Consider the following 18778-nt stretch of genomic DNA (forward strand, 5'->3'; position numbering starts at 1 on the left):
TGATTGTTGATTGTTGATTGTTGATTGTTGATTGTTGATTGTTGAAAATAAAATTTTCCCACAAATAAAGCAAATTTACTAGAGCAATTTTAGAATTTCCTTATGCTTTTGTGGAAAATAATAAACCCAACACTCCTCCAACTAAACTCAGCAACCGCTTGCCAATCTGCAGCTTTAGCGCATGCAGCAAGACTAAAAACTGCCAACTGAAGACTGAGGACTGCCAACTGAAGACTGAAGACTGAAGACTGAAGACTGAGGACTGCCGACTGAAAACTGACCCCCTAATTATACTGCACCTTAAAAATATCAATCAAGAAATCTGGCGGAACGATTTTATTAGGAAAACTTTCCATCAGATCAAGAACACGGTTGATGGATTCATGCCCCAATCCCATTCGCAATCCGAAATTGTGCAATTTCGCAAGTTCTTTCATTGAAATGCTCTGATCAAGATTCATCAGCAATACTAATCTATGAAATTGAACAATACGTTCGCTGTGTGATTTTAAATGCACATAATTCACAGGAAACTCGAACAAATAATCAAAGTCCTCTTGAGATATCTCCAATTGCTTGGCAACACCTAAAAGAAATTTATATTCAATCAATTTGATGGAAGCATCTATTTTAGCGAAAGCAATCATTTCTGAAAGGAGACTCAATTTTTCTACACGATTTATCATAAGGATGGCTTCTAATTTTATTTATATAAAGTTATAGAGAATTATATTTTGATAAACGTTGATTATGAGTAACTTATCGAAAAACAAACGGTAATTCAACGTGGTTTTACTACTTTCATGTATTAATTGACATCAATATATTGATAATCAGCCAATTAAAAACCCAATGTGTTTCGTCGATTTTCCGCAAATCAAATTTTGATTTCGATGAACAGCACTACTTCTTTATTCATAAATTTGTTATCTATAATCGAATTTCAACAGCCATGAAATTTTTCCACATTTTATTTTTATTCCTTTTTGCATTCGGCAATTTTGGTCATGCCCAAAGCACAGCGTCTGTACAAGTCTCAACATTTTGTTTAGAAGCACCACAATTTAAAGCTGAAAAAAAGATTTGGGTCTATCTTCCAAAAGACTATTCCGACTCCAATAAAGATTATGCTGTCATTTATATGCAGGACGCTCAAAATATTTTTGATTCCAAAACCTCCTATGCAGGCGAATGGAATGTGGATGAGTATTTGGATTCCATTTCAGACAATAACACAATTATTATAGGCATAGAACATGGTAATGACAAACGAATGGATGAATTAACACCTTATCCTAATGAAAAATATGGTGGCGGCAAAGCTGATGATTATCTTGATTTCATCATCAACACCTTAAAACCGCAAATTGACACCACTTATAGAACACTTAAGGATGCCAAACACACCACAATATTCGGATCTTCGTTAGGTGGCTTGCTGTCTTTTTATGCCATTATAAAATATCCTGACACTTTTGGAAATGCTGGTGTATTTTCGCCATCATTCTGGTTCAGTAATCGTATTTTTGACTTGATTTCTGAAAGAGACATCCATTCTAATTCAAGATTCTATTTTTTAGCAGGTTCAGATGAAAGTGAAGACATGGTTCCTGATCTACAGAAAATAGTAGAACTTCTATTAAGAAAAGGCGTTACAAAAAATCATATTAAAACGATAATCATTGAAAGCGGACATCATAATGAAGAATTATGGCGGAATAATTTTCCAGAAGCTTATCAATGGCTAATTAAGAATTAAGAATTAAGAAAAATTAAAAGTTTAGTTTAAACAAACCATACAGGAAAATTAAATTTTTCAATAAGTTAATAACACAATAATAGCATCATGACTAACAATGATATTTTTAAAAAGCTAAGAGTCGCACTCCAATTAAGAGACGACGAAATCGTAAAAATCCTTGAGCTGGTTGATTTCAGAATCACAAGAAGCGAACTGGGCGCATTCTTCAGAAAAGAAGACCATCCTAATTATATGGAATGCGGAGATCAAGTGCTGCGTAATTTCCTCAATGGTTTGGTTATTCACATGCGCGGGCCAAAACCTGTGAAAGGTGCAGTGCCTGTGAAAACCGAAAAGGCTAAGCCCAAGAAGGATGAAAAGGCAAAGCCTAAGAAAGACGCTTAAACACAATGGCGATTATCGCAAGCCATCAATAACAAAGACCTCACAGGTTTTGAAAACCTGTGAGGTCTGAGAATCAAAAAAGCCTGTCAGATTTTAAAATCTGACAGGCTTTTTTAAATAATCTATATAAATTAACTTAAGCTAAAACAGCTTGTACTTTATCAGCAGCTTCTTGGAATTCAGTAGCACTTAATACAGCTAAGCCTGAATCATCCAATAGTTTTTTAGCGATATCAGCGTTTGTTCCTTGTAAACGTACAATGATTGGCACATTGATATTACCCATATTTTTATAAGCATCAATAACACCTTGTGCAACTCTGTCACAACGTACAATTCCACCAAAAATATTGATCAAGATAGCTTTAACATTTGGATCTTTTAGGATGATTCTGAAAGCTGCTTCAACACGAGCCGCATCTGCAGTACCTCCAACATCTAAAAAGTTTGCTGGCTCTCCACCTGCTTGCTTGATCAAGTCCATCGTTGCCATGGCCAAACCTGCACCATTGACCATACAGCCAACGTTTCCATCTAAATCTACATAGTTTAGACCTAATGCACCTGCTTCAACTTCAATAGCACTTTCTTCACGAATATCACGTAAATCTAAATAATCCTTATGTCTGTATAACGCGTTGTCATCAATAGTAACCTTAGCATCTACAGCAATGATTTTGTCATCACTTGTTTTCAATACAGGGTTGATTTCGAATAAAGACGCATCCGATTTATCATATGCAGTATAAAGATTAGTCACAAATTTGGTCATTTCTTTAAAGGCATTGCCTTCCAATCCAAGATTAAAAGCAACACGCCTTGCTTGAAATGGTAAAACACCAACAGCAGGATCGATTTCTTCAGTAAAGATTAAATGTGGGGTTTCTTCAGCAACAGTTTCGATGTCCATTCCACCTTCAGTTGAATACATGATCATGTTACGACCAGTACCTCTATTTAAAAGTACAGACACATAAAATTCGCTGGTTTCACTTGCTCCAGGATAATATACATCCTCAGCAACCAAAACTTGATGCACCTTTTTACCTTCTGCTGAAGTTTGAGGTGTTACCAATTGCATGCCGATGATTTGTCCAGCAATTTCTTCAACTTCCTTTAGGTTTTTGGCCAATTTAACACCACCACCTTTACCACGTCCACCTGCATGAACCTGAGCTTTGATCACATACCAACCTGTTCCGGTCTCAGCGGTCAATTGTTTTGCTGCCGCAACAGCTTCATTGGCGTTTTTTGCGACAATACCACGTTGGATACGTACTCCAAAACTGCTTAAAATATCTTTTCCTTGATACTCGTGTAAATTCATCTTTAATTGTTTATTTTGTCCTTTCCTAGATCCGATAACTCGGGAGGAATTTTTTAAAATTGCCTTTTAACTTCTATGAAATGTCTAAGAAATTAATGGTCACAAAAGTAATCAACATAAATGTTTTAACCAATAAAATCGAGTATTGTTTGTATTGGTTGTCTTTATAGTATAAAAATCATATCACTTTTAGCCTTTTCTTTATGTTTGAATAAAAAAAGGATTTAGATTTACGCCGATTAAAAAATTAAACACTAAAAATGGAAGCAAAAACCTTACTACAAATTGCCAAAGACTTTGAAAGCCCTGTTTATGTCTATGATACAGAAAAAATAGAAACCCAATATAAACGCTTAACATCTGCATTTTGTAAGGTAAAAAATTTGAAGATAAAGTACGCCGTCAAAGCGTTGTCTAATGTTTCGGTGTTGAAATATTTAAAAACACTAGGCGCTGGACTTGATACCGTTTCCATTCAGGAAATTAAACTCGGCTTAAAAGCAGGATTTTCTCCAGATCAAATTATTTTTACACCCAACGGCGTTTCTCTTGAAGAAATTGAAATGGCAGCAAAACTTGGTGTTCAGATCAACATTGATAATTTATCCATCTTGGAACAATTTGGAACGCGCTATCCAAAAACACCCGTTTGCATCAGGATCAATCCGCATGTGATGGCAGGAGGCAATACAAATATCTCCGTAGGACATATTGATAGTAAATTTGGAATTTCCATTCATCAAATTCCGCTTTTATTGCGCATTATAGAGAATACTAAAATGAACATCAACGGCATACACATGCATACGGGAAGTGATATCCTTGATATTGATGTGTTCCTTTATGCCAGCGAAATTTTGTTTGATACCGCATTAAATTTTAAAAACTTAGAATTTATTGATTTTGGATCAGGCTTTAAAGTACCTTACAAAGAGGGTGATATTGAAACCAATATTGAAGAATTAGGTGAAAAATTAACACAACGCTTCAACAGTTTCTGCAAAAAATATGGCAAGGAATTAACCTTGACCTTCGAACCTGGAAAATTTCTGGTCAGTGAAGCGGGTGTATTTTTAGTGAAAGTAAACGTTGTCAAACAAACCACCTCAACGGTTTTTGCTCAAGTGGACTCTGGTTTCAACCATTTGATCAGACCGATGCTTTATGGGTCACAACACGAGATTATCAATATTTCAAATCCTGAAGGACGTGAGCGTTTTTATTCTGTAGTTGGTTATATTTGTGAAACAGACACTTTTGCAACCAATATCCGTATTAACGAAATTAGTGAAGGCGATATCCTTTGCTTTAAAAATGCAGGTGCTTACTGCTTTACCATGTCTAGCAATTATAACTCGCGTTTCAGACCAGCAGAGGTTTTATGGCATAACAAGAAAGCGCATTTGATTAGAAAACGTGAAACTTTTGATGACATTATGAAAAACCAAATTGAGATTGATTTGAGTTAAGAATTCTTGCTTCTGCGATTTTTTTATTTGTAAGAATAGCACAAATTTGCTGTATATGTAAATCGACAATACTTTCGTTCATTATAAAAAAACAAACGTTTCAAATGAATCAAATACCCGCTAAAGTAATTCGTCAAGTTTTCGTGATACTTCTCATATTATTTATGGGGAGTTTGATATTCAGGGAAATGCTCCCTTATCTTACAGGTGTTCTTGGTGCAATAACCATTTACGTCCTGTTCAGAAAATGGATGGCTACTTTGGTAAAAAAGAAGAAATGGAAACCTTCTTTGGCAGCTTTGCTTATAATGTTCATATCGTTTATAGGAATTCTTGTTCCAATTGGAGGCATCGTTTGGATGTTGAGCAATAAAATAGGAAGAGCTGTAAATAACAGTGAGGAAGTCATAAAAGCATTTAAAGACCAATTGAGTAATGTGGAGCATTATTTAGGCTTTGATATTTCTTCCAAAATTGACACTGGTGCAATTACTGGTTGGATTTCTGAAAATTTACAAATGGTTGTGGGAGGTACTTTTAATGCCTTTATAGCGATTGGCTTGATGTATTTCATGCTGTATTATATGCTGACCAATAGAAAAGAACTTCGTGAATCCTTAATAGAGTATCTTCCTTTAAAGGATGATAATCTTAAAGAGGTCGGTGTCGAAATGCAAGCGGTTGTGCGTTCAAACGCTATCGGAATTCCGTTAGTTGCACTAGCCCAAGGTATCATTGCCCTTATAGGATTTTTGATTTTTGGGGTTCAGGAACCTTTTTTCTGGTTCGTAATTGTAACCATTGGTTCTATGATTCCTTTTGTGGGCACTTTCATTGGAATTTTACCCGTATTTCTTATCAGTCTTTCCTCTGGAGATACCTTTCAAGCTTGGGGAATCTTGATTTATGGTATTGTTGTAGTCGGCACGACTGATAATATCATTCGACTTTATGTTCTCAAAAAACTCGATGATGTCCATCCGCTAATTACCTTAATTGGTGTTATTGTAGGGGTTCCTATTTTTGGTTTTATTGGTTTGATTTTTGGCCCCTTATTGATAAGTCTGTTTATATCATTGGTTAATGTCTATAGGAAAGAATACGGAGAAGAAGATAAGACAACACATGTAAAGGAGATTTAACTATAATTCCCAGATTATAACACTGGTAAGATTCAAATAGTTTTGAAAAAAAATCACTATATTTGAATGTTTTCCTCAAGTCTTTGTAATAGCACAACGAAAGACTTATGTCCAAAAATTCATCTATTTTAAGTGTTCATTTTTTTGCTTTTAAAAGCAATTCACAATCACGCACATTTACTCCAGACCAATTCAAAACAGCTTCAATTACTTCTCTTCTTTTTTGGATTCTGGAACAGAATATTATCATTAAAAATAGGTGTTCAGAAATAAGATTTCAATTCACAAAACATTCTTGTCCCAAGCCTACGCTATTACTCAGACTACGCTCTGACTGTAACCTGCGTAAAGACGATATAAATGACACGATCGCATCCTTTCAATTGTCTAAAATCAAACTTTCAACATAATGGCAAAGCCTATTAAAATATTGATAGTAGATGATGATATGTGTGCCGCAGCAAACATCTCCTTAAAATTGTCAACTTTAGGTTATGAAATTACTGGAATTATATCCCATGGTGAAGAAGCTTTACTTCACATAAAACATGAGCAACCGGATATTATCCTACTCGAAATCCAGCTTAAAGGCAAATTTGACGGCATCAAAACAGCTCAAATAATGCAACAACATTATGATATTCCTATCATTTATTTGACAGCTAATGCCGATGATGCAAATTTTAACAGAGCAAAGACCACGCATCCTTACGCCTTCATCGCCAAACCTTACAAAATACTAGAACTTCAGCGCGCCATCGAATTAACTGTCCGTCAAATTTATTGTCATAAAAACCTTCATAATAACGAACCCATAACACACATTCACCCCTTCATTTTAAGTGATTGTATATTTGTAAGAAGTCACGAAAAAATGGTCAAAGTGATAATAAAGGATATTCTATACATTGAAGCTGAACGCAACTATTGCCGAATCCACTCCAAGGTCAAAGAATATTTATTGGTCATGACTTTAAAGGATTTAGATGAAAAACTATCTGATCCTCATTTTATAAGGATCCACCGATCATTTATTGTCAATCTATCGCAAATTGATGAAGTCGCGACAAGTCATATCGTTATTGCAAAAAAAGCGATTCCTGTTAGCAAAGCTTTAAAAGAAGAATTGCTTAACAGATTACAGACCTTATAAATCGACCTTCGATAACCAATTTTCTACTTTCGGACATTCCTTCATCATTTTCGTCCTAACCTTCTTTTATTTCTGTTTGATTATGAGTTAATTAGAGGCATCATCAGCTAACAACTGAATTTTTATAAATATGAAATCAATACTTATTCTTAGAAAATATCAATACTTATTCTTAGAAAATAAAAGTATTATTTCGTTTCAATTGTAATAGAAATTCTTAGGAGCTTTAGTGTTTTGATGAATTAAGCAACCCATTTGTTTTTACCTACCTTATTCAATGGAGAATTTAATGGTCTAAATAAAACTTCAGAATTCTTGATTGATAAACATGAAAACAGTTGGCATCATTGGCGGTTCACATTGTATTGAAAGCAATATCGTTGCAATTTTTTTAAATGCACATTACTATGTTAAAATAGCAACAGAAGATATTTTAAAAAAGCAAAACTACGAGCACTTAATGAATTTGGGGCATCATGAGAATCTTCATGTATGTGAACTTGATTTCAAATCGAAATCCGCTTTGAACAACTTTCTCAAAGATTGTGATTATTCCCTTTATCTGAATACTGAGGGATCTGAGGATTGATTTTTTTGAAGCGAAAAAAAATATAGAATTAGCATTAAAAATCCAAAATAAACAAATTCGCAAATGACGGACACAACAATAATCTTATGAAGAAAACAATCATTGTAGTATTGATGCTCTGTACGTTTATCACCTACGCGCAAAAGAATAATGGAACTATCTATATTGAACACCCTGCAATTGATGCCGTTCAGGAGTTTGTAAAAGCCTCCGTTGCTGGTGACAGAACTAAATTGGCAAGTTATCTCACTGACGATTTCAAAGCCTACAATGGAACCTCCAACAAGCTTAAAGACAAAGGAAGAGATAAAGAGGCATTTCTTGACAACCAAATGGTGTATCATGATCAACTGGATTATTATGCCATTGAGACGTCTCCTGATTCATATCCTGATGCTATAGAATTCAAAAAAGACAACCCAAATGGCGATGTTTCTGTACAAACTTGGGATATTTTAAAAGGTGTTCAAAAAGACACTGGTGTTAAAATTGACGCCGCCGCCCACAGATTATACATGCTCACAAAAAACAATAAAATCAAAATGATCATTAGCTATGGCAACGAAGGCGTCATTGATGAAATACAACTGAGTTTTTCCGACCGATCAAACGGCACCATTTACAACCATCATGACAATATAATGCAGTACGAAGAATGATTATGCCATAGAAAACAAGGATTTTGAAAAGGCCTATAGTTTTTATGACGAGAAAGCAAGATTTCAAGATTCAAGCTCTCCAATCTTTGAAAGCATTTCCTTGGACGAACAAAAAGTCAAAGACAAACAAATTTTTGACATTTATGAAATAACAAGTGTAGACATACAAGGATATCCAGATTACTTGCATTATTAATTGGGAGATGCACGAGTAGTTCAATCCTGGTGGAACATCAATCTGATCCGAAAATCCGATAAAAAAGAAATTATCATACCTATCCATTATTTACATGATTTTAATAATGAAGGAAAAATAATTTCAGAGACAGCAGATTACAACCCGAAATTATTGGATTAAAAAAAAGGAAAGGTTTGCAAATGCTCTAAAAATTTCAAATTAATTTAAAATCATATTAACCCGCCCGTCCATGACTGGCACAAAATCAAAACGATGAAGAAATTATTAATACTTGCTTTCTTATTGCCACTGATGGCAATTGGGCAAAACACAGAAGAGTACAGCGTATTCGAAACAGCCATTTTATCACCCAATCCTGCACAAGTTAGTCAATTTGAGAAAGGACTTACCTCCCACAACAAAAAGTATCATGGTGAAGGACTTTATGGAACGCGGGTTTATTGGATTTCAAATGGCCCTAATACCGGAAGCTACGCCTGGGTCATGGGACCATTTCCTTGGAGTGCCATTGATTACAGACCAACAACTGAGAATGGCCATGATATCGATTGGGACAACAACGTCATGCCCTATGTAACGGCAGGAAGTGGTGGACAGTCCTATTGGAAGTTTAATTCAGAAGTATCGCGATTCTCCAAAGACTTTACCATTAAAAATATGCTGGTAGATTACTATGATGTCAAAAGAGGGAAAATGAAAGATGCCATGAAACTGATTGAAAAGATTAATAAAGCTTACGCTGAAAAGCTACCAAATGAAACATACGGAATTTACACTAATGAATTTGGAAGCACCAAAGAAGGCCGGGACATTGCTGTTATATCTTTTTTCGATAAATCTTCATGGATAGGTCAAAATAATGAAATGGATAAAAAGTATGATGAAGTTTATGGCAAAGGAAGTTGGGACCAATTTTTAAAGGATTGGTATGATGTGACCGTAGGGGCAGAAAGTGAGCTCTGGATTTTCCGTCCAGACCTTAGCGGAATTAGTGGCGAAGTAAAAGCCCCAACACGCCAATAGAATAATTATAACGGTATATGGTCTGGATCGGTCTTGCCATTTACCTTTCACTTCTAAAAATGAATCTAAAATAAACTAGGATGAAAATTCATGTTAATTGTATAAGTAAAACGACCATCACTATTCTTATATACTATCTTTTATCTTTGACGCCAACATTGGCCCAAAATAAAGATGTTGATAAAGACATTGCAATGTACACGCAACTATGGAATGACATCGTTAATAAAGGCGAAATTGACCTGATTAACGGCACTCATTTCGACACAAACGTCGTCATGGTCATGAATCCCAAAAACATCGTAGGCATTCAAGGTTTTAAAGACTATTACCAAAACTACCTCACTGGCTTTTCAGATATCATTTTTACGGTTAAAAATGTTTTCGGTCAAGGCGATCAAATTGCAAAACACTGGAGTTTTAAAGGTAGTCACACCGGTAATTTTTTCGGTATTCCACCTACAGGTAATAAGGTCGATGTGGAAGGTGTCACACTTGTCAAAATGAAATTCGGTAAAATTGTACAAGAACAAGATTTTATGGACAATTTGTTGTTTATGGAACAATTAGGATTGATTTCTAATCCTGAAAATGTTGAAATTATTGATAGTATTTATAAAGCTTTTGCTAAAAGGGATATGCCAACAGTACTTGGTGCAATGGATGCAAAAATAATATGGAACGAAGCGGAAGGTAATTCTTTGGCTGACGGAAATCCTTACATAGGTCCAGACGCGATATTAAATGGGGTATTCATCCGGATTAACGAAATGGATGAATTCTTTGTTTTAAAAGATATCGAACTTCATAATATGAGCAACAATCAAGTATTAGCTACACTGCGTTATCATCTGAAAGTAAAATCAACAGGGAAAGAAGCTGATGTGCAGGTAGCACATCTTTGGACATTGAATAACGGTAAAATAATTGCTTTTCAACAATATGCTGATACAAAGAAGTTGGCTGAGTCCGAAGAAAATTAATTCCAAAAACAAAAGAAATAGTACTTATTTCAGGATTCAAAAGCACAACATTAACCGACTATGAGGCACAAGCCTCTCAATATGATGGGCTTTAAACGCAAGGGAAGCAAGGTTAAAATACGCCAAGATCGCAAGGTTTCGGTCAATTCTTCGCGATATTTGCGAGAACAATAGTTTAGCGAAACAGAAACTATTCCTTTTCCAACTGCTTTTTGTACAATCCGATATTGGCCTTGATATCATCATCCAATTCTGGTTCTTTAATGTCAGTGTAGGTCTTTAAAGTGTCATACAAAACCTTTGCAATTAACAATCTTGAGGTATGTTTGCTATCACATGGAATGGCATACCAAGGCGCATAAGGTTTTGAGGTTTTATTGAGAATATCTTCGTAACAGAGCATATAATTATCCCAAAGATCACGCTCTTTTAAATCACCAGGAGAAAATTTCCAGTTTTTTTTCTCAAGTTCCAAGCGTCTTAACAAGCGGTGTTTTTGTTCCTCTTTTGAAAGGTTTAAAAAGAACTTGAAAATGATAGTGCCATTTTGCGAAATATGTTTTTCAAAATTATTGATATCTTCAAAGCGCTTTTCCCAAAATTCCTCATTAATATCGTCAACAGAATCAACTCCAGGAATGTTTTCTCTTAAGATATAAGAAGGATGCACTCTGGTCACCAAAGCGTTTTCATAATGTGTACGATTGAAAACACCAAACTTACCACGTGCGGGAAGCGCAATATAATGACGCCATAAAAAATCGTGTTTCAGTTCCAAATCGGTGGGCACTTTAAAACTATAGACAACCACCCCTCGCGAATTAAAATCCTTAAAAACCTCACGGATGAGACTATCCTTTCCGGCAGTGTCCATCCCTTGCAAACACACCAAAACCGCATATTTGCCATGGGCATACATGGTATCCTGAATTTTGGCCACCTCCTTACGGACATTTTTTAATTCCTTTTTTATTTTCTTTTTTGAAGCATCAAGATTATATTCTGTTTTCAGATCTTTTATCTTGATGGAGCCCGAGACTTTAAAGTCGTTAATTTTGATGTTTTCCATACGCTATGCCGCCGGAAATACAAGAACGATCTTCGATATAATTCGAGTATTCTAAGCGTTTGTTTTATTAAATTCTATTTTGATGCAAAAAGCTTCACGTCGTTTTCACTCACTTCTTTTTCCCCAAGGATAATAAGACGTTCTACCACGTTGCGCAACTCTCTAATATTTCCTGTCCAATCGTATTCTTGCAATAACTTGATGGCTTTTGAAGAAAACGACTTTGGAGCCGTTCCATGTTGCTCAGCTATTTGGCTTGCAAAATGTCCAATCAATAAGGGAATATCTTCCCTTCTATCATTTAATCGCGGCACTTGGATTAAGATCACCGCTAATCTGTGGTACAAATCCTCTCTAAAACGGCCTTCTTCAATTTCTTTACTCAGATTTTTATTGGTTGCAGCAACCACGCGCACATCTACTTTTATATCTTTATCGCTGCCCACGCGTTGTACACGACCTTCTTGCAAGGCTCTCAAAACCTTCGCTTGCGCAGAAAGGCTCATGTCGCCAATTTCATCAAGAAAAAGCGTACCGCCATTGGCTGCTTCAAATTTTCCGGCTCTATCTTTCACTGCACTGGTAAACGCACCTTTAACATGGCCGAACAATTCACTTTCTATCAACTCGGATGGAATCGCTGCACAATTGACCTCAATTAAAGGTCCGCTGGAACGCTCACTCTTTTCATGTAACCAATGCGCTACCAATTCTTTTCCAGTACCATTGGGCCCTGTAATCAAAACCCGCGCATCAGTAGCCGCTACTTTTTCTATCATTTCCTTGATGTGGCCAATGGCGTTACTTTCGCCAATCATCTCATAATTCCTGCTAACCTTTTTCTTTAGCATTTTATTCTCAACCACCAATTCCTTGCGGTCTAAGGCAATGCGGACCGTATTAAGCAATCTATTTAAATCAGGTGGTTTTGAGATATAATCAAAAGCGCCAAGACGCATGGTATTAATTGCAGTATCCAAATCACCATGACCAGAAATCATTACAATGGTGCTTTCTGGTTTAATTTTTTTGGCAGCCTCCAAGACTTCCACGCCATCCATTTTCGGCATTTTGATATCGCAAAGGATTAAGTCATAATCCTCTTTTTTTATTTTTTCAAGTCCAGCTAATCCATCTTCAGCTTCATCTACCTGATAGGACTCATTTTCTTCTGAAAGAATTTTCACTAAGACGCGACGGATGCTCGCTTCATCTTCAATTACTAATATTTTTGGCATTTCTAATATTTAAATTTATTCCTGTTATAAAACGGATGGTGTTTTCCTCATCACTTCGATAAAAATCATCTTTCCATTTTCCTTCTCAACCAGTAATCTTCTGAAAAACTGCTTAATGCCCATGCATTATACAAAAGGTGTTCCTTAAAATAATGTTCATAACTGAATTCACCTAAAATAATCGCTGAAGAGCGGTTTTGAAATAACTTTTATTTCGTCGTTTTATTTTAAAGTTAAGATTAAAATGACTCTTAAATGCCATCAACTATCAGCAAATTAATGAAGTTAACTTAAAGACGATGGTTTTCTAAAAACAAAAACAGAATGACAATTAATATTTCAACCATTTAAACAATTCTTTATAGGTTGGTTTTTTGCCATACATTAAAATACCCACGCGATAAATCTTAGCAGCAAACCAAACGGTAAACACAAAGGAAACTACCAATAATCCGAACGATAAAAGTTGTTGCCATATTGGAACACCAAACGGAATTCTCATTAACATGACCACTGGCGAGGTCAAAGGTATAAATGAGAATATGGTAGAAACAGTGCCATGCGGATCTTCAATAACTGTAAACACACCCACATAAATGGCCAAAACTAACGGCATGAGAATGGGCATCATAAATTGTTGTGTATCCGTTTCATTATCAACAGCAGCACCAATTGCGGCGTAGAACGAACTGTATAAAAGATAGCCACCTATGAAGAAAAACAAAAATGCAATACAAAGATTAAGAATTGGCAAATTGACAAATCCCACAATCAAATCCTGAGCGACATTTTGAGCATTTGAAGATGCCATAGCCTGATTGATCATTTCTTGTTGTGGCGTTTGCACTTGACTCATATCAATTCCAAAAATCGCTGAAACCACGAATAATAGTACACTTCCCAGGATAATCCAAATGACAAACTGAGTGACACCTGCCAACGACGTTCCAATAATTTTGCCCAGCATTAATTGAATTGGTTTTACCGAAGAAATGATGACCTCGATGATTCGACTTGTCTTTTCCTCTATAACACTACGCATAATCATATTGCCATAAATGATGATAAACATAAACAACAAGTAGCCAGCAGCCCCACCAAAAGCTAGTTTTAAATAACTATCAATTTTGGATGTTTTCTCACCATTAAAGGTTTCCTGAGCGATATCCACGGTGGTTTTTGATGCTTTTATCTGTTCGATATCTACACCCTCTTTTTGTAGTTTAAGATCTGACAATCGCTTTTCAATTCGGCGTTCCAAACTGGAGATTATAGAAACGGAAGGCGACTCGTCTGAATAAAAATTGACCGTTTCCACCAAATTAATGGTGTCAGGGCTTTTCTTAATATAAAGTAAACCAAAGTCATGTTTTGCCTTAACTAACTCTTTGGCTGTTTCCAATCCTGTGTCGTTGAGCAGCGTATAGGTAGTGTTTTCAGTGTTTTCAAACACTTCTCCTACAACACCAGTTTCATCCAGAATGGAAATTGTGCGCTTTTTGTCATTATTGACTTGAGATAAATAGGCCACAACGGCAATCAGGGCAATCATGATTATTGGACTTAAAAAAGTCATGACAATAAAAGACCTGTTGCGCACTTTATTCAAATACTCTCTTTTGATGATAAGCGGTAAATGATTCATCTTTAGTTATTTTTTACAGTTTGAATAAAAATATCATTGACACTCGGGATCACTTCAACAAAATGATGAATTTCAGCCTTTGAAGTTAAAAAGCTCAACAGATCATTCGGCGAAGTCTCTTGAGGTAGTTTTACATTCAATTTAATATCATTATTCAAGTTTTTGAAGGTTGCAGGAAACACTTCAAATTTTTCTTCAATCAGTCGGGTGACCTCTTCCGGATTGGTCGATTGCAATCCAACCTCAAAAGTATTCGTCTTAAATTGACGCTTGATATCTGTTAACTTACCATCCAAAATTTTATTGGACTTATGGATAAGCGCAATATGGTCGCACAATTCCTCGACAGACTCCATACGATGCGTAGAGAAAATAACCGTCGCTCCTTCATCTCTTAACTGTAAAATTTCATCTTTAATCAGTGAGGCATTGATTGGGTCAAAACCAGAAAAAGGTTCATCAAAAATGAGCAATTTTGGTTTGTGAAGTACGGTTACGATAAACTGCACCTTTTGCGCTTGCCCTTTACTGAGTTCCTGAATTTTTTTATTCCACCAATCGCCAATATCCATCTTATCAAACCAATATTTGAGCCGATCTTTTGCTTCTTGTTTGGACAGGCCTTTTAACTGCGCCAAATACAAGGCCTGCTCTCCCACTTTCATGGTTTTATAAAGCCCACGTTCTTCTGGCAGATAACCAATATCACGAACATTTTCTGGCTTTAAATGTAATCCGTCCAAAAGCACCTCACCTGAATCGGGCATGGTAATTTGATTAATAATACGGATGAGTGTTGTTTTGCCTGCTCCATTCGGCCCCAGCAATCCAAAGATACTTCCTTTGGGAACTGCAATAGAGACTTCATTTAGTGCTCTAAAATCTCCAAAATTTTTGGAAACAGAATTCGCAACTAATAAGTTGTTCATAAAATAGCGTTTGATTAGTTCAGTTTAAAGAAATGTAAATATATTAAATGTTCGTGCTTAGGAATACTTATATGCTTTTATTTTTATCCTAAAACCATTAATAACTTAAGAATTCCAAAAAACAAAATGTCCTAAAAAACAAAACCCACCCTTAATAAATCAAGGATGGGAAAAAATTGCTATGAAAAAGAAAAATATCACTAAAATAAATTAGTGATATTCAAATATAGTAATATTTATCAATTTACCTCTTTCTTAGGAAAACATATCTTTTACTTTCTCAAAAAACGACTTATCAGAACTCTCTGGTTTTGGTTGAAAGTGTTCGTCATTCCTATTATTTTCAAAGAAGTCCTTTTGGTCTTTACTCAAGGTTTTTGGCGTCCATACATTAATATGAACCAACAAATCTCCTTTTCCATAACCATTGATACTAGGAATCCCCTTACCTCTCAATCGTAGGATTTTGCCCGACTGTACACCGGATTCTATCTTAATACGCACCTTGCCGGTAACCGTATCAATTTCTTGACTTGTACCCAAAACAGCATCAGGCAAACTTACATATAAATCATAATGCAAGTTATCGCCTTCACGTTTTAGCGTACTGTGTTCTTCTTCTTGAATGGCTACCAATAAGTCTCCCGAAATTCCATTTCCTGGTGCTTCGTTTCCTTTTCCAGACACTTTTAACTGCATGCCATCCACCACTCCCGGAGGAATTTTTACAGAAACGGTTTCTTCTTGAAGAACCAATCCTTGAGCATCCGCATCAGCTGGCCTTTTGTCAATCATCTCTCCTGCACCACCACATGTTGGACACGGAGAAGAGGTTTGCATGCGGCCTAAAATTGTATTCGCAATTCGGGTCACTTGGCCCGAGCCATTACAACCTGAACAGGTTTTATAAGTGGTACCTGAAGCCTGAACTTTACGTTTAACTTTTAATTTTTTCTCAACACCATTGGCGATTTCCTCTAAGGTCAAACTAATTCTGATCCTTAAATTACTGCCTTTGACACGACGTTGCTGCTGACCGCCAAATCCACCTCCAAAACCAGAGAATCCACCGCCACCAAAAATGTCTCCAAACTGACTGAAAATGTCATCCATATTCATGCCACCACCGTTGAAGCCACCGCCGCCGCCTTGGAATGCCTGATGACCAAATTGGTCATAACGTGCCTTCTTATCTGCATCACTCAACACCTCATAAGCTTCAGCTGCTTTCTTGAACTTTTCTTCAGCCTCCTTATTATCAGGATTTTTATCAGGATGGTACTTTATGGCCTTTTTCCGATATGCTTTTTTAATTTCAGTTGCCGAAGCATTTTTGTCAACTTTTAATATGTCGTAATAATCTTCCTTCATTGTATGATATTTCTAATCTATTCCTAAAGAATCACTCGTGTGTTTAAAATCCTGTAATTACTTTAGGGTAACGAATCACTTTATCGCCCAATTTATAGCCTTTTTCAATGATATCAACAATCTTGCCTTTCAAATCATCAGACGCTGCAGCAATTTGGGTAATGGCTTCATGCTCATCCGCACTGAAAACATCACCTATTTCAACAACAACTTCTTCAAGTCCCTTATTATTAAGCGTGCTCTTGAATTTATTGCGAATTAGCTCAACACCTGTCAAAAGTTCATTTTCTTGAGTTTTTGAAATTTCAGCAATGGCTCTGTCAAAATCATCTAAAACTGGTAAAAGTGACAGAATTACCTCTTGACCTGCAGTTCTGAACAACTCTATACGCTCTTTCGTAGTGCGCTTTTTATAATTTTCGAATTCTGCAAACAGTCTCAAAAACTTATCTTTTTCTTTTGCCAATTCCTCTTTCAACTGTTCTTCAACGCTTACCTCTTCTGTTTGAGGAGCCTCATTTAAAGTCTCTTCAACGTTTGTTTCAACGTCTTCAATTTTATCTTTTTTGCCCATAATATTGAACTTCATTTTTATCTTCTTTGTGAATTTGCAAAAGTACTGCCATTATTGAAAAATTGTCAAAATGTCACAACATATTTTTTTCGGCTATTCCAGGCGTTTATATATTGAATTTAACTGATAACAAATTCAACAGGCCTAAATGTCATCTCAAATGCATCTGTTCTCAGATAACAAGGACATGAAAAACCGATTTAAATATGCTTTTTAATGGTGCGCTGAACATATCTCCGATAAAGTAATTAAGGTGTAAAGTTGGAATAGAGTTTAATCCGTTGAAAAATTCATCTTATTGGTCGCGAATTCTGTCTAAATAAATTGTCCAAAGATCATTATTTCAAATGCCCTTATTTGAGAATGGCTTCCAACGCAGGTTGCACATTGGAGTAGGCAAAGTCAAAACCCGTAGCTTCAATTTTCTTTGAGCATACGCGTTGACTTTCATATAATAGAATGTACATGTCACCCAAAACTAGCTTCATAACAAACTCAGGAATATTTGGTAAGAACAAAGGTTTATGCAGCGTTTTTGCGATAACTTTTGTAAGTTCTGAATTGCTGACAGGATTTGGTGCCACACCATTATAAACACCGTCCAATTCATTTTGAATAATATGAACAAAAATTTTAGACAGATCGTAAACATGAATCCACGATTGCCATTGTTCTCCAGAACCAAAAGCTGCTCCCAGTCCTAATTTTATGGGCTTTACCATTTGAGGCAAGGCACCTTCATTCGTGTCTAACACCAAGCCTATTCTCACTTTTGAAACAAAAAGACCTAATTCTGAAAACTTATCTACTGCACTTTCCCACGCTGCTGACACTTCGCCCAAAAAAGTTGGAGATATTATCGAGAAGGATTCGTCATAATATTTAGTAAAAGAATCTGGGTAAATACCAATAGCACTGGCTGAAAGAATATGTTTGACATGATGGTTTTTCACACGAGACAAGCCTTTTTTCAAGCAACTAAGCGATTCAATCCGGCTTTCCAAAATCACTTTTTTATAACTCTTGGTCCACCTTTTTGCGATGGTGGCACCCGCTAAATTAATAATGGCATCCACATCCTCGAAACACTTGTCATCTATAATATCCTGTTTATGATCCCAGTAAAAACCTTTATAATTAGGTTCAGATTTAATTTTTTCTTTTGAAGTCGTCAAATAATGAACTGAAATATCCTCTTCATGACATCTTTTCACAATCTCCTTTCCTATTAAACCTGTTGCTCCTGTAATTAAAATTTTCAT

General features: G+C 35.8%; 18 protein-coding genes. 9 read left to right on the forward strand and 9 right to left on the reverse strand.

What is annotated here, in order from left to right; translation table 11 throughout:
* Positions 1-284: 284 nt before the first annotated feature.
* On the reverse strand, positions 285-686 hold the full coding sequence (locus ABIQ28_RS05710; RefSeq protein ID WP_348035918.1) for a TerB family tellurite resistance protein: 402 nt from the start codon (positions 684-686) through the stop codon (positions 285-287).
* 266 nt (positions 687-952) lie between these two features.
* On the opposite strand from ABIQ28_RS05710, the gene ABIQ28_RS05715 reads away from it, so the two are divergent.
* Both ABIQ28_RS05715 and ABIQ28_RS05720 read left to right on the forward strand, forming a co-directional pair.
* Entirely contained in the window at positions 953-1759 is an 807-nt protein-coding gene (locus ABIQ28_RS05715) for an alpha/beta hydrolase-fold protein (protein ID WP_348035919.1), read from the forward strand.
* A gap of 87 nt (positions 1760-1846) precedes the next feature.
* Positions 1847-2146: a DUF1456 family protein gene (locus ABIQ28_RS05720; RefSeq protein ID WP_348035920.1), complete on the forward strand. Its 300-nt coding sequence runs from the start codon at positions 1847-1849 to the stop codon at positions 2144-2146.
* A 136-nt stretch (positions 2147-2282) separates the two neighbouring features.
* Here ABIQ28_RS05720 and sucC read toward each other — a convergent pair whose 3' ends face one another.
* Positions 2283-3473 (reverse strand): ADP-forming succinate--CoA ligase subunit beta, encoded by a 1191-nt coding sequence (gene sucC, locus ABIQ28_RS05725; protein WP_348035921.1) that lies wholly within the window; start codon positions 3471-3473, stop codon positions 2283-2285.
* A 260-nt stretch (positions 3474-3733) separates the two neighbouring features.
* On the opposite strand from sucC, the gene lysA reads away from it, so the two are divergent.
* The 7 genes from lysA to ABIQ28_RS05760 all read left to right on the forward strand — a co-directional run bounded on the left by lysA (position 3734) and on the right by ABIQ28_RS05760 (position 10690).
* Positions 3734-4942: a diaminopimelate decarboxylase gene (gene lysA, locus ABIQ28_RS05730; protein ID WP_348035922.1), complete on the forward strand. Its 1209-nt coding sequence runs from the start codon at positions 3734-3736 to the stop codon at positions 4940-4942.
* Positions 4943-5046: 104 nt separating this feature from the next.
* Positions 5047-6084 carry an AI-2E family transporter gene (locus ABIQ28_RS05735; RefSeq protein WP_348035923.1) on the forward strand — a complete coding sequence of 346 codons (1038 nt, stop codon included), beginning with the start codon at positions 5047-5049 and terminating at the stop codon, positions 6082-6084.
* A gap of 409 nt (positions 6085-6493) precedes the next feature.
* The gene (locus ABIQ28_RS05740; protein WP_348035924.1) at positions 6494-7237 is read left to right on the forward strand and encodes a LytTR family transcriptional regulator DNA-binding domain-containing protein; all 744 of its coding nucleotides are present in this window, start codon (positions 6494-6496) and stop codon (positions 7235-7237) included.
* Between the two features lie 328 nt (positions 7238-7565).
* Complete coding sequence (locus ABIQ28_RS05745) at positions 7566-7826, forward strand: hypothetical protein (protein ID WP_348035925.1); 261 nt, start codon at positions 7566-7568, stop codon at positions 7824-7826.
* Positions 7827-7912: 86 nt separating this feature from the next.
* Positions 7913-8485 carry a hypothetical protein gene (locus ABIQ28_RS05750; RefSeq protein WP_348035926.1) on the forward strand — a complete coding sequence of 191 codons (573 nt, stop codon included), beginning with the start codon at positions 7913-7915 and terminating at the stop codon, positions 8483-8485.
* A gap of 451 nt (positions 8486-8936) precedes the next feature.
* Complete coding sequence (locus ABIQ28_RS05755) at positions 8937-9707, forward strand: hypothetical protein (protein ID WP_348035927.1); 771 nt, start codon at positions 8937-8939, stop codon at positions 9705-9707.
* An 80-nt stretch (positions 9708-9787) separates the two neighbouring features.
* A complete protein-coding gene (locus tag ABIQ28_RS05760) occupies positions 9788-10690 on the forward strand; it encodes an ester cyclase (protein ID WP_348035928.1) in 903 nt (300 codons plus the stop codon).
* A gap of 190 nt (positions 10691-10880) precedes the next feature.
* Here ABIQ28_RS05760 and ABIQ28_RS05765 read toward each other — a convergent pair whose 3' ends face one another.
* The 7 genes from ABIQ28_RS05765 to ABIQ28_RS05795 form a co-directional block, all read right to left on the reverse strand.
* Positions 10881-11759, reverse strand: coding sequence for a PPK2 family polyphosphate kinase (locus tag ABIQ28_RS05765; protein WP_348035929.1), 879 nt, complete (start codon positions 11757-11759; stop codon positions 10881-10883).
* Positions 11760-11833: 74 nt separating this feature from the next.
* Positions 11834-12997, reverse strand: a complete 1164-nt coding sequence (locus ABIQ28_RS05770) for a sigma-54 dependent transcriptional regulator (RefSeq protein WP_348035930.1) — start codon at positions 12995-12997, stop codon at positions 11834-11836.
* A gap of 331 nt (positions 12998-13328) precedes the next feature.
* Positions 13329-14642, reverse strand: a complete 1314-nt coding sequence (locus tag ABIQ28_RS05775) for an ABC transporter permease (protein ID WP_348035931.1) — start codon at positions 14640-14642, stop codon at positions 13329-13331.
* Between the two features lie 2 nt (positions 14643-14644).
* Entirely contained in the window at positions 14645-15571 is a 927-nt protein-coding gene (locus ABIQ28_RS05780; protein ID WP_348035932.1) for an ATP-binding cassette domain-containing protein, read from the reverse strand.
* Between the two features lie 255 nt (positions 15572-15826).
* The gene (gene dnaJ, locus ABIQ28_RS05785) at positions 15827-16942 is read right to left on the reverse strand and encodes a molecular chaperone DnaJ (RefSeq protein ID WP_348035933.1); all 1116 of its coding nucleotides are present in this window, start codon (positions 16940-16942) and stop codon (positions 15827-15829) included.
* A gap of 43 nt (positions 16943-16985) precedes the next feature.
* The gene (locus tag ABIQ28_RS05790; RefSeq protein WP_348035934.1) at positions 16986-17531 is read right to left on the reverse strand and encodes a nucleotide exchange factor GrpE; all 546 of its coding nucleotides are present in this window, start codon (positions 17529-17531) and stop codon (positions 16986-16988) included.
* Between the two features lie 338 nt (positions 17532-17869).
* Positions 17870-18778: TIGR01777 family oxidoreductase (locus tag ABIQ28_RS05795; RefSeq protein WP_348035935.1), on the reverse strand; the 909-nt coding region annotated here is incomplete at its 5' end.

It is taken from the genome of Gelidibacter sp., from assembly GCF_039916245.1.
Lineage (GTDB): Bacteria > Bacteroidota > Bacteroidia > Flavobacteriales > Flavobacteriaceae > Gelidibacter.

What these genes read in the sequence shown, in the direction of transcription:
- ABIQ28_RS05760 (WP_348035928.1), top strand. Translation starts at nt 9,788, where the DNA reads ATGAAAATTCATGTTAATTGTATAAGTAAAACGACCATCACTATTCTT.
- dnaJ (WP_348035933.1), bottom strand. Translation starts at nt 16,942, where the DNA reads ATGAAGGAAGATTATTACGACATATTAAAAGTTGACAAAAATGCTTCG.
- ABIQ28_RS05740 (WP_348035924.1), top strand. Translation starts at nt 6,494, where the DNA reads ATGGCAAAGCCTATTAAAATATTGATAGTAGATGATGATATGTGTGCC.
- ABIQ28_RS05790 (WP_348035934.1), bottom strand. Translation starts at nt 17,531, where the DNA reads ATGAAGTTCAATATTATGGGCAAAAAAGATAAAATTGAAGACGTTGAA.
- lysA (WP_348035922.1), top strand. Translation starts at nt 3,734, where the DNA reads ATGGAAGCAAAAACCTTACTACAAATTGCCAAAGACTTTGAAAGCCCT.
- ABIQ28_RS05735 (WP_348035923.1), top strand. Translation starts at nt 5,047, where the DNA reads ATGAATCAAATACCCGCTAAAGTAATTCGTCAAGTTTTCGTGATACTT.
- ABIQ28_RS05755 (WP_348035927.1), top strand. Translation starts at nt 8,937, where the DNA reads ATGAAGAAATTATTAATACTTGCTTTCTTATTGCCACTGATGGCAATT.
- ABIQ28_RS05715 (WP_348035919.1), top strand. Translation starts at nt 953, where the DNA reads ATGAAATTTTTCCACATTTTATTTTTATTCCTTTTTGCATTCGGCAAT.
- ABIQ28_RS05765 (WP_348035929.1), bottom strand. Translation starts at nt 11,759, where the DNA reads ATGGAAAACATCAAAATTAACGACTTTAAAGTCTCGGGCTCCATCAAG.
- ABIQ28_RS05775 (WP_348035931.1), bottom strand. Translation starts at nt 14,642, where the DNA reads ATGAATCATTTACCGCTTATCATCAAAAGAGAGTATTTGAATAAAGTG.
- ABIQ28_RS05780 (WP_348035932.1), bottom strand. Translation starts at nt 15,571, where the DNA reads ATGAACAACTTATTAGTTGCGAATTCTGTTTCCAAAAATTTTGGAGAT.
- ABIQ28_RS05710 (WP_348035918.1), bottom strand. Translation starts at nt 686, where the DNA reads ATGATAAATCGTGTAGAAAAATTGAGTCTCCTTTCAGAAATGATTGCT.
- ABIQ28_RS05770 (WP_348035930.1), bottom strand. Translation starts at nt 12,997, where the DNA reads ATGCCAAAAATATTAGTAATTGAAGATGAAGCGAGCATCCGTCGCGTC.
- ABIQ28_RS05750 (WP_348035926.1), top strand. Translation starts at nt 7,913, where the DNA reads ATGAAGAAAACAATCATTGTAGTATTGATGCTCTGTACGTTTATCACC.
- sucC (WP_348035921.1), bottom strand. Translation starts at nt 3,473, where the DNA reads ATGAATTTACACGAGTATCAAGGAAAAGATATTTTAAGCAGTTTTGGA.
- ABIQ28_RS05720 (WP_348035920.1), top strand. Translation starts at nt 1,847, where the DNA reads ATGACTAACAATGATATTTTTAAAAAGCTAAGAGTCGCACTCCAATTA.
- ABIQ28_RS05745 (WP_348035925.1), top strand. Translation starts at nt 7,566, where the DNA reads ATGAAAACAGTTGGCATCATTGGCGGTTCACATTGTATTGAAAGCAAT.